General features: G+C 65.4%; 15 protein-coding genes and 1 riboswitch. Of the genes, 8 read left to right on the top strand and 7 right to left on the bottom strand.

Features of this window, described 5'->3' with window-relative positions; genetic code table 11:
* The 3 genes from PMI02_RS13125 to PMI02_RS13115 form a co-directional block, all read right to left on the bottom strand.
* Positions 1-319 (bottom strand): nicotinamide mononucleotide transporter family protein (locus tag PMI02_RS13125; protein ID WP_007683371.1); only part of this gene is annotated, 319 nt, incomplete at its 3' end.
* Positions 319-1,449 carry a phosphotransferase enzyme family protein gene (locus PMI02_RS13120; protein WP_007683369.1) on the bottom strand — a complete coding sequence of 377 codons (1,131 nt, stop codon included), beginning with the start codon at positions 1,447-1,449 and terminating at the stop codon, positions 319-321. The genes PMI02_RS13125 and PMI02_RS13120, both read right to left, overlap by 1 nt.
* Before the next feature lie 2 nt (positions 1,450-1,451).
* Positions 1,452-3,749 carry a TonB-dependent receptor gene (locus PMI02_RS13115; RefSeq protein ID WP_007683366.1) on the bottom strand — a complete coding sequence of 766 codons (2,298 nt, stop codon included), beginning with the start codon at positions 3,747-3,749 and terminating at the stop codon, positions 1,452-1,454.
* Positions 3,750-3,784: 35 nt separating this feature from the next.
* Positions 3,785-3,894, bottom strand: a riboswitch (TPP riboswitch).
* A gap of 149 nt (positions 3,895-4,043) precedes the next feature.
* Between PMI02_RS13115 and PMI02_RS13110 the strand changes: the two genes are divergently transcribed.
* Both PMI02_RS13110 and PMI02_RS13105 read left to right on the top strand, forming a co-directional pair.
* Positions 4,044-4,403, top strand: a complete 360-nt coding sequence (locus tag PMI02_RS13110) for a cupin domain-containing protein (protein WP_007683364.1) — start codon at positions 4,044-4,046, stop codon at positions 4,401-4,403.
* 154 nt (positions 4,404-4,557) lie between these two features.
* The gene (locus PMI02_RS13105; RefSeq protein WP_007683362.1) at positions 4,558-5,526 is read left to right on the top strand and encodes a magnesium and cobalt transport protein CorA; all 969 of its coding nucleotides are present in this window, start codon (positions 4,558-4,560) and stop codon (positions 5,524-5,526) included.
* 16 nt (positions 5,527-5,542) lie between these two features.
* Here the strand turns inward: PMI02_RS13105 and PMI02_RS13100 are convergent, their stop codons facing one another.
* Both PMI02_RS13100 and PMI02_RS13095 read right to left on the bottom strand, forming a co-directional pair.
* The gene (locus PMI02_RS13100; protein ID WP_007683360.1) at positions 5,543-6,886 is read right to left on the bottom strand and encodes an ATP-binding protein; all 1,344 of its coding nucleotides are present in this window, start codon (positions 6,884-6,886) and stop codon (positions 5,543-5,545) included.
* Positions 6,887-6,890: 4 nt separating this feature from the next.
* Positions 6,891-7,565 carry a response regulator transcription factor gene (locus tag PMI02_RS13095; RefSeq protein ID WP_007683358.1) on the bottom strand — a complete coding sequence of 225 codons (675 nt, stop codon included), beginning with the start codon at positions 7,563-7,565 and terminating at the stop codon, positions 6,891-6,893.
* Positions 7,566-7,917: 352 nt separating this feature from the next.
* Here PMI02_RS13095 and PMI02_RS13090 point away from each other — a divergent pair, with 352 nt between their 5' ends.
* Entirely contained in the window at positions 7,918-10,431 is a 2,514-nt protein-coding gene (locus PMI02_RS13090) for a TonB-dependent receptor (protein WP_007683356.1), read from the top strand.
* A 119-nt stretch (positions 10,432-10,550) separates the two neighbouring features.
* Here PMI02_RS13090 and PMI02_RS13085 read toward each other — a convergent pair whose 3' ends face one another.
* Positions 10,551-10,964, bottom strand: a complete 414-nt coding sequence (locus PMI02_RS13085; protein WP_007683355.1) for a DUF3597 family protein — start codon at positions 10,962-10,964, stop codon at positions 10,551-10,553.
* Between the two features lie 146 nt (positions 10,965-11,110).
* Between PMI02_RS13085 and PMI02_RS13080 the strand changes: the two genes are divergently transcribed.
* Positions 11,111-11,668: a DUF4142 domain-containing protein gene (locus PMI02_RS13080; protein WP_007683353.1), complete on the top strand. Its 558-nt coding sequence runs from the start codon at positions 11,111-11,113 to the stop codon at positions 11,666-11,668.
* Between the two features lie 70 nt (positions 11,669-11,738).
* Here the strand turns inward: PMI02_RS13080 and PMI02_RS13075 are convergent, their stop codons facing one another.
* Positions 11,739-12,893, bottom strand: coding sequence for a PHB depolymerase family esterase (locus tag PMI02_RS13075; RefSeq protein ID WP_007683351.1), 1,155 nt, complete (start codon positions 12,891-12,893; stop codon positions 11,739-11,741).
* 613 nt (positions 12,894-13,506) lie between these two features.
* On the opposite strand from PMI02_RS13075, the gene PMI02_RS13065 reads away from it, so the two are divergent.
* The 4 genes from PMI02_RS13065 (at position 13,507) to PMI02_RS13050 (ending at position 19,722) form a co-directional block, all read left to right on the top strand.
* Positions 13,507-14,499 (top strand): glycoside hydrolase family 76 protein, encoded by a 993-nt coding sequence (locus PMI02_RS13065; protein WP_007683350.1) that lies wholly within the window; start codon positions 13,507-13,509, stop codon positions 14,497-14,499.
* 410 nt (positions 14,500-14,909) lie between these two features.
* On the top strand, positions 14,910-16,193 hold the full coding sequence (locus PMI02_RS13060; RefSeq protein WP_162130160.1) for a hypothetical protein: 1,284 nt from the start codon (positions 14,910-14,912) through the stop codon (positions 16,191-16,193).
* A 44-nt stretch (positions 16,194-16,237) separates the two neighbouring features.
* Positions 16,238-17,320 (top strand): M15 family metallopeptidase, encoded by a 1,083-nt coding sequence (locus tag PMI02_RS26430; RefSeq protein ID WP_162130159.1) that lies wholly within the window; start codon positions 16,238-16,240, stop codon positions 17,318-17,320.
* A gap of 353 nt (positions 17,321-17,673) precedes the next feature.
* Positions 17,674-19,722 (top strand): TonB-dependent receptor, encoded by a 2,049-nt coding sequence (locus PMI02_RS13050; protein ID WP_238539070.1) that lies wholly within the window; start codon positions 17,674-17,676, stop codon positions 19,720-19,722.
* Positions 19,723-19,930 lie beyond the last annotated feature (208 nt).

The raw sequence follows: 19,930 nt of genomic DNA, 5'->3' as shown, positions 1-19,930 counted from the left end.
GGCTGGTGACCCAGCCAATGGCGACGGCGCCGGTGGCACCGACTGCCAGCCCGAGGAACGCCGCCAAGCGTGGCAACGGCTCCACGACCACCTCGCCCTGGTCCTCCTTCCCCCGCGCCCAGACGACCCAGCCATAGAGGATGGCGATGCCGAACAGAGCCTGCAGCACCATGTCCGCATAGAGCCGCACTTCGAGGAACAACTGGAAGTAGAGCGCGCAGGCCAGGAGGCTGACTGGCCAGCACAGTACCCGGCGCTTCGCGGTCAGCCAGATGCCGAGGAAGCTGACGACGACGGCGATGATCTCAAGCGCCGACATCAGGCCGCTGCTCCTGTCTCGATCTGCATGAGGAAGTGCTGCCCGGCGGGTGAGAGGAACCAGTCCGCATGGTCGATGAGATAGCCCTGCCACGCCAGCATCGCCTGGTCGGGGTCGCCGAGGATTCCGGCGAAATAGTCGGCCTCCGAAAGCGCGAATTCGACATGCACCAGCGGCAGCAGGCGCAGGACGGTCTGTACCTGTTCCGACGTCAAGGAAAGAACCGTCCGGTAACCCGCAAGGAGCGCCACTGCGGCCTCCGCGTCGGCGGCTTCGTCGTCCGGTTCCAGCCACGGGATGGCCGTCCGCTCGATCGCTGTGGCGAGGTCGTGGAGCGCGCAGGTCCGAGTAGACAGTCCGAAGTCGAAGACCGTGCTCACCGCGCCATCTGGCGACCAGAGCAGGTTCGAGGGGTGCCAGTCATTGTGCGTCCAGAGCGGTTTCTGGTCCACCAGCCGCTCGGAAAGCCCGGCGCCCAGCGACGCGAACAGGCGGGCCAGTTGCTCCTGCCAGGGCTTGTCCGCCAGGAATGCGGCAAGCGCGGGTCGGGCCACGACGTAACCTTGGGCTGCGGCCAGAGGGTCGTGCGCTGGCAGGATCGTGAAGCTGGAGACGAGCGGATGCGCCTCACGCGGTGACCCTGCAAAACCCTGCGCCGCCAGATGCAGCCGCGCCAGTGCGGCGCCCGCTTCGAAGGCATGGCCCCGCGTCAGGAGCGGCGTCCACGATGGCCGGTCGCGGTAGAGGTCGATGCCCGGCCCCTTGCGATGCAGTTCGTAGGTCCACTCGCCTTCCGCTATGGAGCCGGTGCCATCGCTCGCCTCGACGACCTCCGGCACCGTCAGCCCGGCCGCCCGGAGATGCGCCATGAAGGCATGCTCTTCCGCCAGAGCGGCGGGGGTGCGCAGCAGGCGGTGATGGCGCTTGAGGAAGAACTCTCCCTCGCCCGTCTCCGCCAGCGTCGCCGCGGAGAACGGGCGCGGCGAATGCCAGCGCAGCGCGGTCAAACGCCCGGCGGCGGGGAAGCGGCCCAGGAGCTCCTCCGCCTCGGCCACGGTGATCGCGGGCCATGTCGGCGCCTCAAGCGCGGTGCCCATGCCGTGCACGAGATGAGGCGCCTTGCCGCTCATGGTCAGAACGCGCGCGACAGCGTCGCCACGAAGGCCCGGCCGGGGCCGACGTAGTACGACGGTGCCGAGCCCGAAATGACCGAGCCGTTCCGGCCAACCGTATCCTGCGCATTGCTGCTGACCGCGTAGACGCCCGACAGCACGTGCGGGTTCGTCACGTTGATCGCGTTGAGCCGCAGGTCCATGCGCTGCGCGTCGATCAGCCCGGCAAGGTGCACGCCCACCGACAGGTCTAGCGTGGCATAGCCCTTGATGCTCTCGTCATTCATGAAGGTCGAATACTGCCGTCCGACGTACTTCAGCGCCGTACTGCCGAACAGCCTTCCGTCGTCGTAAGTGCTGCCCATGGCGAACTGGAAGCTTGGGCTCGACACCGCATGCTTGCCCTTGGTCGGCAGATAGTCGCCGCCGATAGGCAGGTCGTCCTTCAGCCGCGCGTGCAGGTATTCGCCCGAGACATAGACGCTGACGCCCTTCGCCGGGCGATAGTCGATCTCCCCGTCGAGCCCGTATGAGGTCTGGCTGCCGGCGTTGACGGTCGAATTGACGAGCGCGCCGCCGCTTTCGACCACCGTCGCCACCTGCCGGTTGCGGAAGTGATAGTGGAAGGCTGTCAGCGAGAACGACAGGCTGGGGCCGATGTAGCGGTAGCCCAGTTCCTCGGAGACAGAGTATTCGTTCTTGAGCGCGTTCGTCCCCTGTCCCACCAGCACGCCGCCGTAATAGCTGTCGTAGAGCGCGAATTCGTTGGGGGTCCGGAAGTTGGTCGTGATGTTCGCGAACAACTGCTGCCGCTCGTCCAGCTGGAAGTGGACTGCGGCGCGGGGCAGCGCGGCGAAGCTGTCGAAGTGCACATCCGACTGCGGTCCCGGCAGGTAGTTGGTGCCGTTGCGCACCATGCTCACGCCCTTGAAGCCGATATCGACGCCGAGGCGCTCCGTGATCGCGATGCTGTCGGCGAGGAAGAAGCCCTTGGTCACGGTCTCCGTACGCTGGTTCTCGTAGGCGAGCAGGCGCCCATCGGCGGTCTTGATCGCTTCGTCCTGATAGCCCCACTCGTCGAACGGACGGCCATCAGCGCCGATCGATGTGTAGGACTGGGTGACGCGGTCGGTCCCGTAGTCGAACCACAGCCCGGCGGTAATCGTGTGTGCGCCAGCCTTGAGGGTGAGTTTGCTCACATCGCCGACGCGGAACTGCTTGCCGGTGTAGTTGCCGAGCACGGTGGCAAGCCCGTCGACCGAGCCGGGCAGGGCGATCGGCTGCGTCAGTTCCTCGTTGCCAAGGTAGTTGCCGGTGGTGGTCAGCTGCGTGCCGTAGGGCGAGTTGCCGTGGCCGAACTGGAGATAGGCGGAACTGTCGAACGTCAGGCTGTCGCTCAGCTTGAGATGGACCGGGGCGGCGAAGTAGAGGTTGCGGAACGGGCCGCGATAGAGGCGCCAGTAGCTGGTGTTGCCGTCCGTGTAGCGCTCGTCATGGTTGAAGCCGCGCCCGCTCGCCTGCCAGTCGGCAAGGGTAGGGCTGGGATAGGCCGAGGTGCTGGCGTCGTTGTAGGATACGGCGATGCTGGCACGGTTGCCCTCGCCCCACTCCCCCAGCAGCTTGGCATCGATGTGCTGGCGCTTGTCAAAGCCCGCGCCGCGCCAGTTGTCCGCCCGGTTGTTCGAATAGGAGACGAAGGCCTTGAGGCCGCTCGCTCCGAGCGTGCCGGTATCGAACCGGGCGAAGATGCGCCGTTCGTCATAGGAACCCACGGAGAGGTTGACGAGGCCGCCCATGTCGGCCTTGGGATCGTCCAGGGTCAGCGAAAGCAAACCGCCCGCAGCCGCGACGACCGGGGCGTCGATATCGGCGGAGCCTTGCGCCAGCGCCACCTGCCGCACATTCTCGGCATCGGCGAACTGCGAGGGATAGGCGTAGTAGTAGCCGATGTCGTTCTGCGGCGCGCCTTCCAGCAGCACGCCGATCTGGTCTTGCCCCAACCCGCGAAGGGTCAGGCTGGACGTCGCGGACAGCCCATAAGGATCGCTCGACGAGACATTGGCGCCCGGCAGCAGGTTGACCAGCTGGAAGGCGTTCAGCGTCGGTGCCTGCTTGACGATGAAGTCCGAGGAGATCGCGCTGACCGCCTTGGGGGCGGTCTGGTCGGGCAGCAATCCCTCGGGATCGGGATGGCCGATGACCTGGATGTCGCCACGATCCGCGTCATCTGCCGCATCCGACGCCATCGCGGCCGGAGCGAAAAGCAGGACCGGGAAGGCCAGCGCCGCTCCGCCAAGAAATCTGAAACCAGCAGCCATAATCTCGCGTCCACTCCATTTGGAGGGACAACGGAAGAACTGCCGCCGGCCCTCCCTACGCCGGTATCAACCGGATCAGGTTCAGCGGGTCGTGGTCTGCTGACCACCTCTCAGCCACGCTTAAGCGGCCCCCCGGGGATAGCGGGCCTGTAGGCTGTCCGAGGCGTCGTGGGAAGCGTTATCGAGCACCATTCCCCGAGGTTCCTTCCGGCGCCTGGCAGGGGGGCATCAGGGCAGGTGCGTGGCTTGTGGTTCCACTTTTCGTCCGGGGCACCAGCCTTCATAGTGCCGGCCATGAACTGCACATCCGATAACGATCCGACGGCCGAGGCGCCGGCGAACCTCCTGCGCCTGGGAGAGCGCGGCTCGGACGACGAGCTTTTCCAGGACGTTCTGCGCCGCCCCGGTGTCCGCATCGAACGCATTGTGTCGCATGGCCATACCACGCCGCCTGACCGGCCCTATATTCAGGACTGGGACGAATGGGTGCTCATCCTCGCGGGAGCGGCCGAACTTCAACTCGATGATATAGGCGTGCGGACCCTTCGCACCGGCGATCATATTCTGGTCCCTGCCGGCGTGCCGCACCGTGTGACACATACAGCCGATCCGACGATCTGGCTGGCAATCCACATGGGAGAGCCCTTACGCTAACTGTGGGTTTCTCGAGATTGTCCAGCGCAAGCCTGCATGCCCATGCCGGCCGCGGCGGTCGAGACTTGCAGATATTGCGCACCGGATCAGGAGCAAAGTCGTACGGCCATCGCTTTTACGGGGTCCGGTAAGCCGGGTCTTTGGAGCAAAAAGCATGAGCGTGGTCGCCGCGGTACTCTACCGGAATGGCAGTCGGGTCCGGGACATCGATATAGCCGAAAAGGTCCATTGCCCGGACGACCGGTCGGAGTTCGTCTGGATCGGGCTGCTCGATCCGACGCCTGACGACCTGCGCTTGCTCCAGGAACAATACGGACTGCACCCGCTGGCGGTGGAAGACGCCATCACCGCGAAGCAGATTCCCAAGGTGGATGTCTACCGGGACCAGCTCTTCGTGACCGCGCGCACCGCCGAGCTCGTGAACGACGAGATCAGGTATGGCGAGGTTTCGATCTTCGTCGGCCACAGCCATATCATCACTGTCCGGCACGGGCACGAGCGAGAATTCTCCAGGCTGCGTGGCCAGCTCGAACAGGATCCCGCGATGCTGCAGAAGGGCGTGGACTACGTGCTCCACGCCATCCTCGACTACATTGTCGATGGATACCTGCCGATCATGGAGACGATCGAGGAAGATACCCTGGCGATGGAGCGCAGGACGGTCGACAGTTTCCTGGGCCGCGACGAGGTCATCCGCATCTTCAGCCTGCGGCGCGAGGTCATTCGCTTCCAGCGAGTCCTGATCCCGATGGGAGAGGTGGCAGCCAAGTTCGTCCGTGCCGAATTGCCCTGCATCGATCTGGACGCCCGTCCGTACTTCAGCGACGTCAACGATCACGTCCGCCGCGTGCAGGCGATGGCGGACAGCCTCAAGGAAGTTCTCAATTCCGTGTTCGAGTTCAGTAATCTCCTCGAGCAGCAACGCACCGGCGCCATCACGCGGCAACTGGCTGCATGGGCCGCGATCCTGGCTGTCCCGACCGCTATCGCCGGGATCTACGGGATGAACTTCAAGAACATGCCGGAACTCGACACGCGCTTCGGCTACTATGTCGTCCTGATCGCAATCGCGTGCATATGCGTGATGCTCTACCGGCGTTTCAGGAAGCTCAAGTGGCTTTAGGCCGGATAATCGCGTCTTATCCGGCGCTCACGGGAAGGGTAATGACGACCCGCAGCCCCGGGGCGGCATTCTCCAGCGTCATTTCGCCTCGGTGAAGCCGCGCTATTCCCTCGACCAGCGGCAGCCCGAGCCCGTTGCCAGGGAAGTTGCGCGCGCTTTCCAATCGGCCGAAGCGCCGCATGGCATCGGCACGCAGGTCGGCAGGTATGCCGGGGCCGTCGTCCTCGACCGTCAATCTTGCCAATGCGCCCGACACGGAGAGCCCCACGCTGATACGCGTTCCGGGCGGCGTGTAGCGGATGGCATTCTCGATGAGATTGACGATAGCTTGCATCATGAGTTGCCGGTCGCCGTGGATATGGGCTTCAGGTAATTGCTGCACCTGCATCATGCGGCCTTCCTCTTCGACCAGAGGTTCCATCATCGCTGCCGCGTCGGCGAGCAAAAGCGCGAGGTCGAAATCCGCGAAACCGGCGCGGCGGTCTCCGCCTTCGACTTCGGCGATGCGCAGGATCGCGGTGAACAGCTCGAGGATCTGGTCGCTTTCGGCAAGCGCGGCCTCAAGGCCTTCCTGTAGGCGCGGCTCGTCGGCCTCGCGGTGCATGAGCGCGAGGTTCGCGCGCAGCCGCGCCAGCGGGGTGCGCAAGTCGTGCGCGATGTCGTGCGAGACGTTGGAGATGCTCGCCATCAGCGCCTGGATGCGGTCGAGCATGCGGTTGAACGCCAGCGCCTGCTGGTCGAGTTCGCTGCCCGATCCGTCGACGGGGACGCGGCTTTTCATGTCGCCGTCGATGATCGCCTCGACCGTGTGACGCATCTCGCCCACGCGGCGGCTGATGAGGCGGCCCAGCATCAGTATGCCCGCGATGACGATGAGGATGATCGATCCGAACCCCCCGACGATGATCCGCACACGCGCCGAGCGGTAGTTCTGGATCGGCTCGGTCTCGGCCAGCGTGGTCAGCCTCATGCCCGAGCCGATGTCGCGCACCAGCGCGCGGCCATGGGTCAGGCCGGGGATGCGATCGTCCACGGAGAGGGTCGAGAGGCCGAGCGGCAGGCTGCGGGTGAGGGTGACGTTGCCGGCCAGTACGCGGCCGGCCTCGTCCACGAGCAGGAAGCCAATGTCGCCCGAATCGCGGCGGCGCGAGGCGTCCTGGATGCGGCCGATGGCGGCGCTGCGGGTGACGGGGACGCCGGGCTCCGCGATTTCGTCGCTTTCGCTGGTGATGCGCTGGTCGACGAACCCCGCCACCGCGCGCCGGGTCACGATCAGCGTACCCGCCGCCGTGACCATCGAGGCGACGAGGACGGCGAGGAAGAACAGCCCCGCAAGGGTCCGGAGCGAGAGGCGCTGCATGCTCTCAGGCGCGGATCATGTAGCCCAGCCCGCGCACGGTGACGATCGGATCGTCCCCCGCCTGGTCCGAGATGCGGCGCCTCAGGCGGCTGACATAGGCGTCGACGAACTTAGATTTCGGCTCGAACTCGTACTGCCAGACCTTCTCGCACAGCATCTTGCGCGTCAGGACCGAATCCGCGTTGCGCACCAGTTCGGCGAGCAGGTTGAACTCCAGCTTGGGCAGGTCGAGCGCGACGCCGCGATACCACGCGCGCAGCCGCGCGGGGCTGACGGTCACGTCCTTCGCAGTGATGGTGTCAGTTTCCGAGACGGTCCAGCCGCGCCCGCGCACCAGCGCGTTGAGGCGGGCGTTGAGTTCATCGACATCGACCGGCTTGACGATGTAGTCGTCCGCTCCGCCGTCGAGCCCGTCCACCCGGTCGCCGAGCTGGCCCAGCGCGGTCACCATGATGACGGGGATCGTGATGCCGTCCTCGCGCAGGGTGCGCACGACCGACAGCCCGTCGATCTGCGGCAGCATCCGGTCGAGCACGACGGCATCGAACTTGTGCTCCAGCACCGCGCGCAGTCCGGCATGGCCGTCGTGAGCGACCATGACCTCATGGCCGCAGGCGCGCAGCTCCTGCGAGAGATAGTTCGCGAGGAACCTGTCGTCCTCCACCAGCAAGAGATCCATATTTCGACTCCTGATTGCGCGCTGCCCCGGTTGATGGCAGCATGGCCTTTCGCCAAGCGCGCCGCCGGTAGAGGCGCCTTGCTTGCTGCACGCTGACCATTGTCGCGGCAGCCGATGCGAGCCGCCTGATAAGCGGATTTGTGCGGGCACGGTCAACGCCCCGCCGAGAAAATATTTCCCGACCTTTTTTCGGAAAATTTATCCTACGATATCAATCGTATGACTGAAAGTTGACAGTTAGTTACACCTTGCGTGTAGCCGGTGTCATCGATCCTAAATCGAAGTGTCTTTAAAGCTCCATATTAGCCCCCTTGCAGATCAAGAAAAGTTTCTAAAAGGGTGTGTTTTCATCATGTTAATTAGAACTGTCCGCGCGGCGCTCCTCGCCGGTTCGGTGCTCGCCAGCATGGGCGCGACGAGCGCATTCGCCGCTCCCGCCGACGTTGCGGCAGACGCCGCCGCAGACGCCGCCGCAGACGCCTCGTCGGACTCGGGTCTGGGCGACATCGTCGTCACCGCGACCAAGCGCGAGACGAACCTGCAGGACACCCCGATCGCGATGGCGGTCATGAGCACGCAGGCGCTCGACGACCGCCACGTCCAGAGCCTCTACGACCTCGCCGACGGCGCGATCCCTTCGCTGCGCATCGCCACCTTCGAAGCGCGCCAGAGCGCACTCACCATCGGCATCCGCGGCATCGTGCCGCTCGACGCCAACCAGCCCGCGCGCGAGCAGGGCGTCGGCATCTACATCGACGGCGTGTACCTTGGCCGCCAGCACGGCCTGAACGCGGGGCTGTTCGACGTCGAGCGCGTCGAAGTGCTCAAGGGTCCGCAGGGCACCTTGTTCGGCCGCAACACCGAGGGCGGCGCGCTCAGCATCGTCAGCAAGGCCCCGACCGGCGAGTTCGGCGGGCGCGCGGAAGGCGGCTTCGGCAACTACGGGTCCTACAACGGCGACATCCACCTCGACCTGCCCAAGATCGCGGGCTTCTCGGTCAAGCTCGATGGCGTCATCCAGCACCAGGACCCCACCACCAAGAACCCTCTCGCGGGCCAGGCCGGCTTCAACCAGTACCATCGCAAGGGCGGCCGCGCCGCCGTCCGCTGGCAGCCGATCGACGGCATCACCGACGACTTCTCCTACGATGTCGCGCGCGACGAGAACACGCCGTTCTACAGCCAGCTGCTGAACTACAACCCCAACGGCTGCGCCGCCGGTACGCAGGCGGCTCATGCTGCCTGCGCCCTGCCGGGCACCAACTACACCAACCTGACCGGCACCGTTAAGTCGCTGCTGCCGGGCGTCGTGGTCAACGGCAAGACGCGCATGAAGGTCGCCGACATCGGCGTGCCGCAGCAGCCCAGCGTCGACAAGACGCACGGCTTCACCAACAACCTCAAGTGGACGGTCTCGCCCGAGATCGAACTGCGCGCCATCACCGCATGGCGCGGCGTCGACGCGACGCAGTGGGACAACAGCGGCGGCGCGCACCGCGTGCCAGTGGTCAACCTGACTGCCGCCTGCACCCAGGCCGCGCCCTGCGGGTTCAGCCGCTACAGCCTTGCCGACCTGCGCCAGCGCCAGTTCAGCCAGGAACTGCAGGCCGTCGGCACCGTCGGCAAGATCGACTACGTCGCAGGCTTGTACTACTTCAACGAGCACGTCAGCGACGACGCGGCGACGCCGAACTCGAACGGCGTCTACCTGAACGCGGCGGGCCAGCCGGTCTACACGATCCTCAATTCCTGCACCGGTTCGGGCGGGTTCGGCTCGGACGTCGGCTGCCGCTCGATCGACCGCGCCTCGGAAGTCTGGTCGAAGAGCTACTCCGCCTATGGCCAGCTCACCTACAACGCCACCGAGCAGCTGCACCTGACCGTCGGCGGCCGCTACACCCACGACAAGAAGCGCGGCGTCCTGCACTACTCGCGCAACGTGAACTACGACGTCGACACGGCCAAGGCGACGGCGGCCGGTTATCAGCCGCTCGACGAAAGCTGGAACCGCTTCAACCCGATGGTGACGCTGGCCTACGACGCCACCGACGACCTGCACGTCTACGCCAAGTACGCCACCGGCTACCGCGCCGGCGGCGCCAGCTCGCGCACGGCGAACTACCAGGGCTTCGACCCCGAGGACGTGAAGTCCTACGAAGTGGGCCTGAAGAGCGACTTCTGGAACCACCGCGCGCGCTTCAACCTCGCGGGCTACATCATGGATCGCAAGGACAGCCAGGTCGACATCAGCTCCATCCAGTCGTTCAACGGCTCCAACTATAACAACCTGGTCACCATCAACGCCCCCGGCACCACCAAAATTCGCGGTATCGAGGCAGACCTGACGCTGAACCCGCTCGAAGGCCTGACGCTCAACGCGTCCTACGCCTATACCTACACCAAGATCCCGCTTGTGCCGATCACCTACACTGCCGGCGGTCTCTCCACCACGGTCGACCAGCGATTCTACATCGTGTTCACCCCGCGCAACGCGGCCAGCGGCTCGATCGACTATGCGCTGCCTATCGGTGCAAACGATGCCACGCTGAAGTTCCACTTCGACGGCAACTACTCGCAGGCCACTCAGGCCTTCGACCAGTTTGCCACCAAGAACGACGCTTCGCTGATCTTCAACGGTCGCATCTCGCTCGCCGACATCGGCGTAGGCGACCGCAAGCTGACGCTGGGCGTGTGGGGACGCAACCTGTTCAACGAACAGTACGTGTTCCGCCGCGACCCCTCGAACAGCCTGCCCGGCGCGCCGACCACCAGCGTCAGCACCGGCAGCGTCAACAACATCCTGGGCGACTACGGCAACTTCAACGCGCCACGCACCTTCGGCATCGACGCCAGCGTCTCGTTCTGACTAACCGCTCGGGCGCAAGTCGCCTGGGCGACACCGCTGCGAACCTGACCGGCATGCCGCTACCCGCAGCATGCCGGTCTTTCGTATCGGAGGAGCGCTGGTCGCTCAACTCAACTGGTTCAGCTGCGCAGGCTGTCAGGCACCACGCCGCCGTTTTCCGCAAGCTTATCCATCACCGCGCGATGCAGCGCGATGTTCTGTGCCGCCGATCCGTCCGCCCCGGCATGGACGTTCAGTTCATCGCCCAATTCCTTGCGCGCCGCGAGGCTCGAATCCAGGTCCAGCAGCTTGAGGAGGTCGACGATCGAGGACTTGTAGTTGCCGCCGTGATCGTCCTTCATGGCGGCCATGGCTTCGAGGACGGCACCAACGTCGACTGCCGCCTGCGGCGCCGGAGCCGCGGCAGGTGCGGGCTGGGCGGCACTCGGAGCAGGTTGGGCTTGGGCGGGCGCAGGAGCCGCGGGGGTGGGAGCGGCCTTCGCCGCATCACCGGAGTGGAAGATTTTTTTCATGATGTTCCCGAAGATGCTCATGTCCTGCTCCTGCATAGCGCGGCGCCTCCAAGGCGGCCACCTCCGGGAGGAAAAACGCGCGGGAACGGAAAAGGTCCTTGCGGAACGATTGCGGGTGATTGGCCGTTCAGCCGCTATCGGGAAATGTCCCAAGCGGAGCAAAAATCATGAAGTACCCCCTGCTGTTCGCCGCCTCCATCGCCGCCATGACCCTTGCTGGCTGCAAAAAGGACGCCGACCCGGCGACCGATGCCACCGCCACCATAGCTGCCTCGGAAAATCCGGCGATGGCCGCCGCTGCGGACAGTCCTGGCCAGGCCTTCGCCAATGTTGCCGCCGCGAGCGATGCGTTCGAGATCGAAACTTCGAAGCTGGCTATCGCCAAGGGGAGTTCGGCCAAGATCAAGACTTTCGCCGATCAGATGATCAAGGCGCATACCGATTCCTCGGCAAAGCTGAAGACCGCCTCGGCTGCCGCGACGCCTGCGATCACGCCGGTCGCAACGTTGAGTGCTGCTCAACAAAGCAAGCTCGACGGGCTTGGCGCGAAGTCGGGCGCCGACTTCGACCGTGCCTATGCTGAAATACAGGTCGCGGCTCACCAGGAGACGCTGGATGCGCTCAAGGGATATTCGGCCGGCGGAGAGGTCGCGTCCCTCAATGCATTTGCCAAGGAACTGGTGCCCATCGTCACGGCACATCTGAACATGGCGAAGAGCCTCTGACGACATCGAGAAGGGGGGCAGGCGCTTGGGCGCCCGCCCCCCTTTACTAGAATTTCCAGCGGTCGAGCCGTTAGCGCATGAGACCGGCCGCCCTCAACGCATCCTCGATGACCTTGCGCACGCTACCGCCGTTTGCGTGAACCTCTCGGACGCGGTGGGCTGAGCGGTGCTGGAACGTCGGGAGGGAAATCTGGCTTTTGGGGCTGGGAGCTTCCATGATGCTCTCGCGCACCGGCATGGCGCTCCCAGTGGCCTCGGACGCGGTTGGTGCCAAGCTCCAGAACTGACAGATGAGAAGCGTGGAGGAGATATTAGCCTCCAGCATGTAGGGCCCGCTGGTCCCGCAGCCATCGTCCCCCAGTGTATCCAAGGGGGTGCCGTGGCCCATGCCGGCGATGGTGAACTCCTCGATCACGTCGTGGCCAGCGGCATCGGACCACACCCGGCGGGGATGACCATTGACAGTCTCGGTACGGGTCGGCGCTGCGCTCACCCCGTGCAAAGCCCGCCATTGATCGACGATAGCCTGCGCATTGCTCAGGCTCACCGTTGCATCCGCGGTTCCATGCCAGATCGACACGCTGGGCCACGTCCCGTTGTGGGCAGAGGCACCCCGAACCAGCGCCGCCAAGTCCGACGCACGCGGCATCCCATGGCCACGCATCCTGTCGAACGCCTGCGGCACGGTGTTCGCACAGCCATAGGGCAGCCCGGCAATGATCGCCCCGCCCGCGAACACATCGGGATAAGTCGCAAGCATGACGGAGGTCATCGCACCGCCCGCAGAGAGTCCCGTCACGAACACGCGTGCCGGATCGATGCTGTGCCTACCGACTACGGCGGCGACCATCTGCCGTATGGAGAGCGCTTCACCGCCATCGCGCCGATTGTCCTCGCGGGAAAACCAGTTGAAGCACAAGTTGGGGTTGTTCTGTCGCTGCTGTTCCGGGAACAGCACGGCGAACCCGTGGCGATCGGCCATGTCCGACCAGCCCGAGCCAATGTCATATCCGCCGGCCGTCTGGGTGCAGCCGTGCAGCACGACGACGAGAGGTGCGTTCTTGCCCAGCGACGCAGGAATATGAAGATATCCCCGAAGCGCTCCAGGATTCGCCCCGAAATCAGACAGCAGGCTAAGCCGGCCCGCGCTTTCGACGTTCCCACTGACGCCCCCAGCTGCACGAAGGGCTGCAAGTCGCGTGATCGTGTCGGAAAGTGTCCGCATGCCGTTTCCTCGCTGAAGACGCCGTCGGCGCCGCCCATTCATTTATGCTGCACTGCAGCAATAAGTGGGGTCGGAGAAATTGGCTGCAAGTCCCGGCGAGATATTTATGGCCGTCTTCGTCCACAACCGCCGTCATCCCAGCCGGACGCTTCAAGCGTCGATCGACCCCGTTGCGATTTCGTGGGCGATAGCAAGGGACTGCTGGATCAGCGGCATGCGTTTAGGTTCGCTTCGCACGGCAAGGAGCCTTTCACCTCGATGGTCGCGGAATCGGTGGCGAGCGGAAGGACGCGGACGCGGCTATCGGGCCGACCCTCCCTCTCGAACATATGGTTCAGATCGAGGCCTTGGACCAACGTCTCTCGGATCATCTCGCGGGTGTGAGGTTCCATACTCCGACCCGGCGCGACTGGCTTCAGTTCTTCATCTGGCTCGACTATGCACCTTCGCCGATATGCTCGCGAAGCAAGCTGGCCAGAATTCAAGCGCTCCACGTATGGCTTTCTTGGCGGGGCGGACGTGGTTATGTCGTCGACGACGAAAGCTCTCGTCATCGGCGGAGTCCATCAAAGCCTTGAAAGCCTGGTTGTTACGACTTGCCGCCTTTCCAGCGATGCTGGGCGCCGTTCCCATTCATGCCGAGGAAAACCCGTGGCAGTCCCGCGCGGGCGCGGCGCTCGCCTACCTCGACCGTGAGTGGGGCGAACCTGGCGGCTGGGACGGAAGCGAGGCATGGCAGCGCTTCGTCATCGCCGATGCCCTGATCGACTATGAGCGGCGGACGGGCGATCGGCGATGGGGGCCGCAGATTGCCAAGGCCGCGCGCAACCGCTCGGGCCTGTATCTCAACGACGACGATCTCTGGGCGGTCATCGCCAACGTCCATGCATGGAGGCTTGGTGGCGATCCTGAACTGCTGGACTACGCCAGCTCCACCTATCGCCGGATCGTGACGACCTACTGGGACGACCATTGCGGCGGCGGGCTGTGGTGGGACCGCAAGCGCACTTACAAGAACGCGATCACCAACGAGTTGCTCCTCTACGCCTCGACCCAGCTTTACCTTGCGACCGGGCAGCAGACCTATCGCGACTGGGCGATTCGCGGCTGGTCGTGGTTCGAGGGTTCGTCGATGATGGCGCCCGGGGGGCTGGTCAACGATGGCCTCGACGGCGCCTGTCGCAACAACGGGCAGCCGCACTTCACATACAACCAAGGCGTGGTGCTCGGCGGCCTGACCGACCTCACCACCATCACCGGCGACCCGCAGTATCGCGCCGCGGCGGTGCGGACGGCGCTTGCCGCGACGCGCAGCCTGTCGACGCCGCAGGGCATCCTGCGTGAACCGGTGCCCTCGATCGGCTCCGACGGGCTGATGTTCAAAGGCATTTTCGCCTATCACCTCGGCCATCTGATCGAGGACATGCCGGCCGGCCCGGAGCGCTTGGAACTGACGGCCTGGGTCCACGCCAACGCGCAAGCCGTATGGACGCTCAGCGCGTCGGGCACGCGCCCGATCGATGCCGATTGGTCGGGCAGGCCGTCGCAGTCCGGCCCCGCAGCGCATGCGTCCGGCATTGACATGCTGCTCGCGGCCACCGATTGAGCCTCGTCGGAGGGGCGCATCGTGCCGATGTCCCGGTCGGTGCTCTCGAGCTTCCCAGCGAAGCGTCGGATGAAGGTGTCCGATCCTCCCGCGCGCACCTCCGGGTCGCACCGTCGCCGCTGGCGTCCAGACCCCATCGATGGACCTGGAACCGCGCGGCGGACCCTCGCGTTCGCGCAGTCCCTTTGCCGGTGGGTTGGCCCGAAATCGCAAATACAAGCAATTCATGGACTTATCGATTTCATCAGTATTCATAACGAATATTGTCAGTATCCGGAACATTGACGTTGGCGGACCTACGATGATCTAACGAGATGCTGTAATGCGACTCGGGTGGGAGAGTAGGTGTGAGTGACTTGCTCGGATCTAAAGCGCTGGAGCTGGCAGTCAGCCTCGCGTTCTTCTTCTTCATGTCGAGCCTCATCTGCAGTGCACTTCGCGAGCTCATCGAGGCGGGACTTAAGACGCGTGCGCTTGACCTCGAGCGCGCGGTTCGCGAGCTGCTCGCCGATCCGGATGGGACTGGAATGACGCGCGACGTCTTTAACCATCCGATCGTCGCCGGTCTGTTCGTGGGCAAATACGATCCCGCGTCTCTGCGGCCGAAGGAAGACGGCCCGCCGCTCGCGAAGCTCCCCTTCTCCGGGCGACGGCACTTGCCTTCCTATATTCCCTCCGGCCAGTTCGTCGCCGCGCTGGTCGATGTGGTGGTTCGCGGTAACGGCGAAGACGTCCCTTATGCGCGGCCCCGTCCCAAGGGCCCGATAGATCTGGCGCGGCTGCGCGCCGAGGTAGAGCGATTCGACAATCCCGCAGTCCGCCGCGCCCTGCAGGTGGCCACGGACGGCGCGGTGACGTTCGACGAGGCCACGCGCCGCATGGAGGCATGGTTCAACGGCTCGATGGACCGGGCTTCGGGCTGGTACAAGCGCCGGACGCAGTGGATGCTTTTTGCCATCGGTCTGGCGACGGCCTTGGTGATGAACATCGACAGCGTCACCGTGACGCGCCGCCTGCTGGATGACGATGACCTGCGTGCCGCAGCGGTGCGCGCAGCCGAAGTGCGCGCTCCGCCTCTCTCACCGAGCGTCTCCGGAACACCTTCGGCCCCGGCCGGCCTCGCAGGCACCGCAGACACGGTGCAGGCGCTGCGCACGGAACTGACGAACATCGGTTTCCCCATGGGCTGGAGCCTGCAGTCGGGGGGCCTCTTTCCCGATGCGCAGGCGCGGCGCTGCCCGGCTGCGAAGCCTGCGGCAACGCGTCCGCCCGGCGCCGCAGGGTCGCCGCACGCCGTCGCGCCGGCTTGCGACGGAGCGCTGGTGCAGGTCGTGGCGGGCAAGCCCGTCGCGGCGGTGAGTGGGGGCGATCTCATCCTGATGCCGATCGGTTGGCTGATCACGGCGTTGGCGATCACGATGGGCGCGCCGTTCTGGTTCGACATGCTCAGTAAGTTCATCATCGTGCGGGCCACCGTGAAGCCGTCGCAGAAAAGCCAGGACGAGGCATCTCCCGAACGAACGCTCAATACGTCCCCGGCCGGCGGCGACATGGTGGCGGGCGATGTCGCGGGCGACGCCTGGCGCACAGCGCCGGCGGGAGCCGTGCAGGCAACACCTCCGGCGACTCCGGTTCAGCCACTGATCCTCAATCGCTGGGCGATAGGCAACGATCCGGACGAGGGACTTCTATGAGCGCAGGAGCAGGCAGCAACACACGGCCGAACAAGGATCTGGCCTTGCTCGCACCCCGATTCCGGCGGGCGGTGGAGCGCGCGATCGCCGAGTGCGAGCGGGAGAACCTCGATGCGATGGTCTACGAAGGCTATCGCAGTCAGCAGTTGCAGGCGATCTACTTCGCGCGCGGCCGCACGGTCGTGCCGCCGCATCATACCGTCACCAACGCCAGCACCAACCTGCGCAGCTGGCATGGCTACGGCCTTGCCGTCGACGTCGTCCACAGCGAGCACTTCTGGGAGCCACCGGGAGGAGAGGGCTGGTTCCGGCAGGTCGCCGAGATCTTCAAGATCCACGGCTGCAAATGGGGCGGCGACTGGACCAACCGCGACCTCCCCCACATGCAGTGGGGCCGGTGCAAGCCATCGCCTTCCGACGAGGCGCGGCGCCTGATCCGCGAGGAGGGCATCGAAGGGGTATGGCGCGCGGTCAACGCGCTCGAGGAGCCGGGCGCTGCCCTGCCGGTCGGCGTTCCAGAAGTGCCGCCGCCGCTCCCACAGCCCCAACCGGGCATTGTCGATCGCTTTCGCACGGCGCTGGATATCGGCGCGCGCCCGCAGGCCCTAGCCTGGGGCCGGCACGTGTCCGAGGATTTCCGTAACAAGGTCGTGGAGATCTGCGGTCCGCTGGGAGCGAGGCCGTCCGACCTCATGGCCTGCATGGCCTTCGAGAGCGGGGAAACCTTTCGGCCCGACGTCCGCAACGCTGCCGGATCCGGTGCGACGGGGCTCATCCAGTTCATGCCGGCGACCGCCATCGGACTCGGCACGACGGTGCAGGCGCTCGCGGGCATGACGGCCGAGCGGCAGCTCGACTATGTCGCAAAATACTTCAAACCCTATCGCGGCCGCCTGCGTAATCTTGGCGACATCTACATGGCGATCCTCTGGCCTGCCGGCGTGGGTCGGCCCGACAGTTTCGCTCTCTTCGATCGCAGCGACACCCGCCATCCCAAGCGCTACCGCCAGAACGCCGGTCTCGATGCGGACAGGAACGGCATCGTCACCCGCGCCGAGGCCTGCGGCAAAGTCATGGCGAAACTCGAAAAAGGCATGCTGCAGGAGCATTGCTGGCCGATGGGATGAGCGATCGGGAGCCCGGCCGACGGGTTCATCCGACTGCCGCTGTGCCGTGGCCTTCCGGCGCAGATCCGCCGAAGTGCGCGCGCATGGATATGTCAGCTCCACATCTTAACCATGCCTTATCGAATTGCAGCCTAGGCGCGCCTAACGGTATCTACTGAGTTTGCGGTCGCCGGCATCGGCCTGGCGGCCGCTTTCGCTCGACTGGAGATGCCCTCGATATCCCGGCTGCAGTCTAATCCTGCCGTCAACCTGAGAAACCCCCGCCCGGCGGCATCCGCCGGCGCGGACCTTTGAGGCTAATGCATATGTCCGTCCGTCTGGTAAGCAACGCAGCGCTGTTGGGCGCGGCTCTCATGAGCGCGCCTGTCGCCGCGCAGGAGCAGGGCGCCCCCGCCGCGGATGCCGGACGCGACGGCGACATAATCGTCACCGCGCGCAAGCGCGAGGAGCGGGCCATCGACGTGCCGATCGCGGTCACTGCGGTGAGCGGCGCCGCGCTCGAGAAGCGCGGAGCTGCCAACCTTGCCGATTTCCTGCAGGAAGCCCCGGGCGTCGGCATCTACGACGGCGGCTCGGCGCTCGGCACCAAGATCACGATCCGCGGCATCTCGACCTCGCTCGGCGCGAACGAGAACGGCTTCTACCTCGACGACCTGCCGTTCACCGGCGTGACCGTGCCGATCAGCCCTGACGTGCGCGCCTGGGACCTCGACCGCGTGGAAATCTTGCGCGGTCCGCAGGGCACACTGTTCGGCGAAGGCTCGATGGGCGGCACGGTGCGTATCCTGACCAAGGGCGCCGACCTGAACGATTGGGAGGCCAAGGGCCTCGGCATGGTGTCTGACACCAAGGGCGGCGGCACCAACGCGGGCGCCAAGGGCGCCTTCAACGCGCCGATCATCCCGGGTGTGCTCGCCGTCCGCGTCGCCGGGACGCACGAGCGCTACCAGGGCTGGGTCGACAACAGCGACACCGGCCAGACCAACGTCAACGACCAGACCTACGACACCTTCCGCGCCAAGCTGCGCTTCGATCCGGTGGACCGCCTGTCGATCACGGGCAACTACTGGTTCTCCGAGTCCGACTTCCCCGGCGGCGGCTCGACCGCGCGCGACGACGGCGAGCAGACGCGCACCACGGTCCCCTCCAGCCGCAGCCGCGAGGAACTCTACGGCGCGACCGCCCGGTACGACCTCGGCGGGGCGGAATTGTTCTACAGCTACTCGCACAGCGACTTCACCGTGCCGCAGCAGGGTGCCTCGCCGCGCGGGACCATCGACGTGAACATCGACATCGGCGTGGAAGCGCACGAACTACGCCTCGCCTCGACCGGAGACGGCCCGCTCACGTGGACCATCGGCGGCTATGCGCGCGATTCCCAGCGCAATGACACCGTCAAGTTCTCGGCCGCCGGGATCGACAACGATGCCCAGATCAACAGCCGCGCCCGCGCCCTGTTCGGCGAGACGACCTACACGCTGCCCGGCGTGCCCGTCGACCTGACCGCGGGCCTGCGCTACTTCGAGGACCGCGTGAGCGGCTTCGAGGCCAATTCGGGCGTCGCGGTCGACCAGCCGGGCAAGACTTACCATTCGTGGAACCCGCGCTTCTCCGTGGCGTGGCATCCGATGGCCAACGCTACGATCTACGCCAGCGCGGCGAAGGGTTTCCGCTCAGGCCAGCTCCAGCCCAGCGTTCCCTATGCGCTGGGCCCGGTCTACGGCGTCGTCCTGCCCGCCACGCTCAGCCAGGATGCGATCTGGACTTACGAAGTCGGTGCCAAGGCGGACCTGTGGGACCGCAAGCTGACGCTGGAAGGCGCGCTGTTCTACAGCGACTGGAAGGACGTGGCCGTCCGCATCCCGATCCCCAGGACCTCGTTCAACGGCCTGATCAATTCCGACGGCACCCGGACCAAGGGCGCCGAATTGAGCATCGTCGCAGTGCCGACGCCGGGGCTGACCCTGTCGGCGGGCGGCGCCTACGTCGATGCCGAATACGTCAGCGCTGTGCCCGGCACCGCTATCGTCAAGGGCTCGGCGGTCGACGACGTGGCGAAGTTCACCGCTAATGCCTCGGCCGACTACAGCACGCAGGTCAGCGACGACGTGCAGGCATTTGGCCGGATCGGCTGGCAGCACAGCTCTCCGCGCCGTAACTCGTCCTACTCGGCATTCCTGCCGGGCGACACGATCGACCGGATCGACGCGCGGGTCGGTGTCGAGCTGGCGCAGCTCACCATTGCCCTGTTCGCGGACAACCTGACCGACGACACCGGCGCAACCAGCTTCCGCTCGGTGTACCAGGTCGGCCCGACCGCGTTCGACATCACCTCCAACCGTCTGCGTCCGCGCACGTTGGGACTGGAAGCCAGCTTTCGCTTCGGAGGCCCGGCCCGCTGATCGGACAGGGGGCGGCGGGAGCCTTCCCATGTCGTTGACGGCAAGTCAGCCGGGTAAGCTATCGAGTTCATCTGCCGGCTAGTCGCAACTCCATGAATGGGAGACATGAGGCCCAACCGCTTTCACCATATCCTGATGGCGGTGGTGGAGGCCTTGGAAATCCCGGGGTGTGACCGGGTCTGTCAGTTTTTTGAAAAGGGGTGTTGAC

This window comes from Novosphingobium sp. AP12 (assembly GCF_000281975.1).
Classification (GTDB): Bacteria; Pseudomonadota; Alphaproteobacteria; order Sphingomonadales; family Sphingomonadaceae; genus Novosphingobium.
The sequence above is the reverse complement of the archived record's forward strand: the minus strand, read 5'-3'. Positions and strand labels throughout refer to the sequence as shown.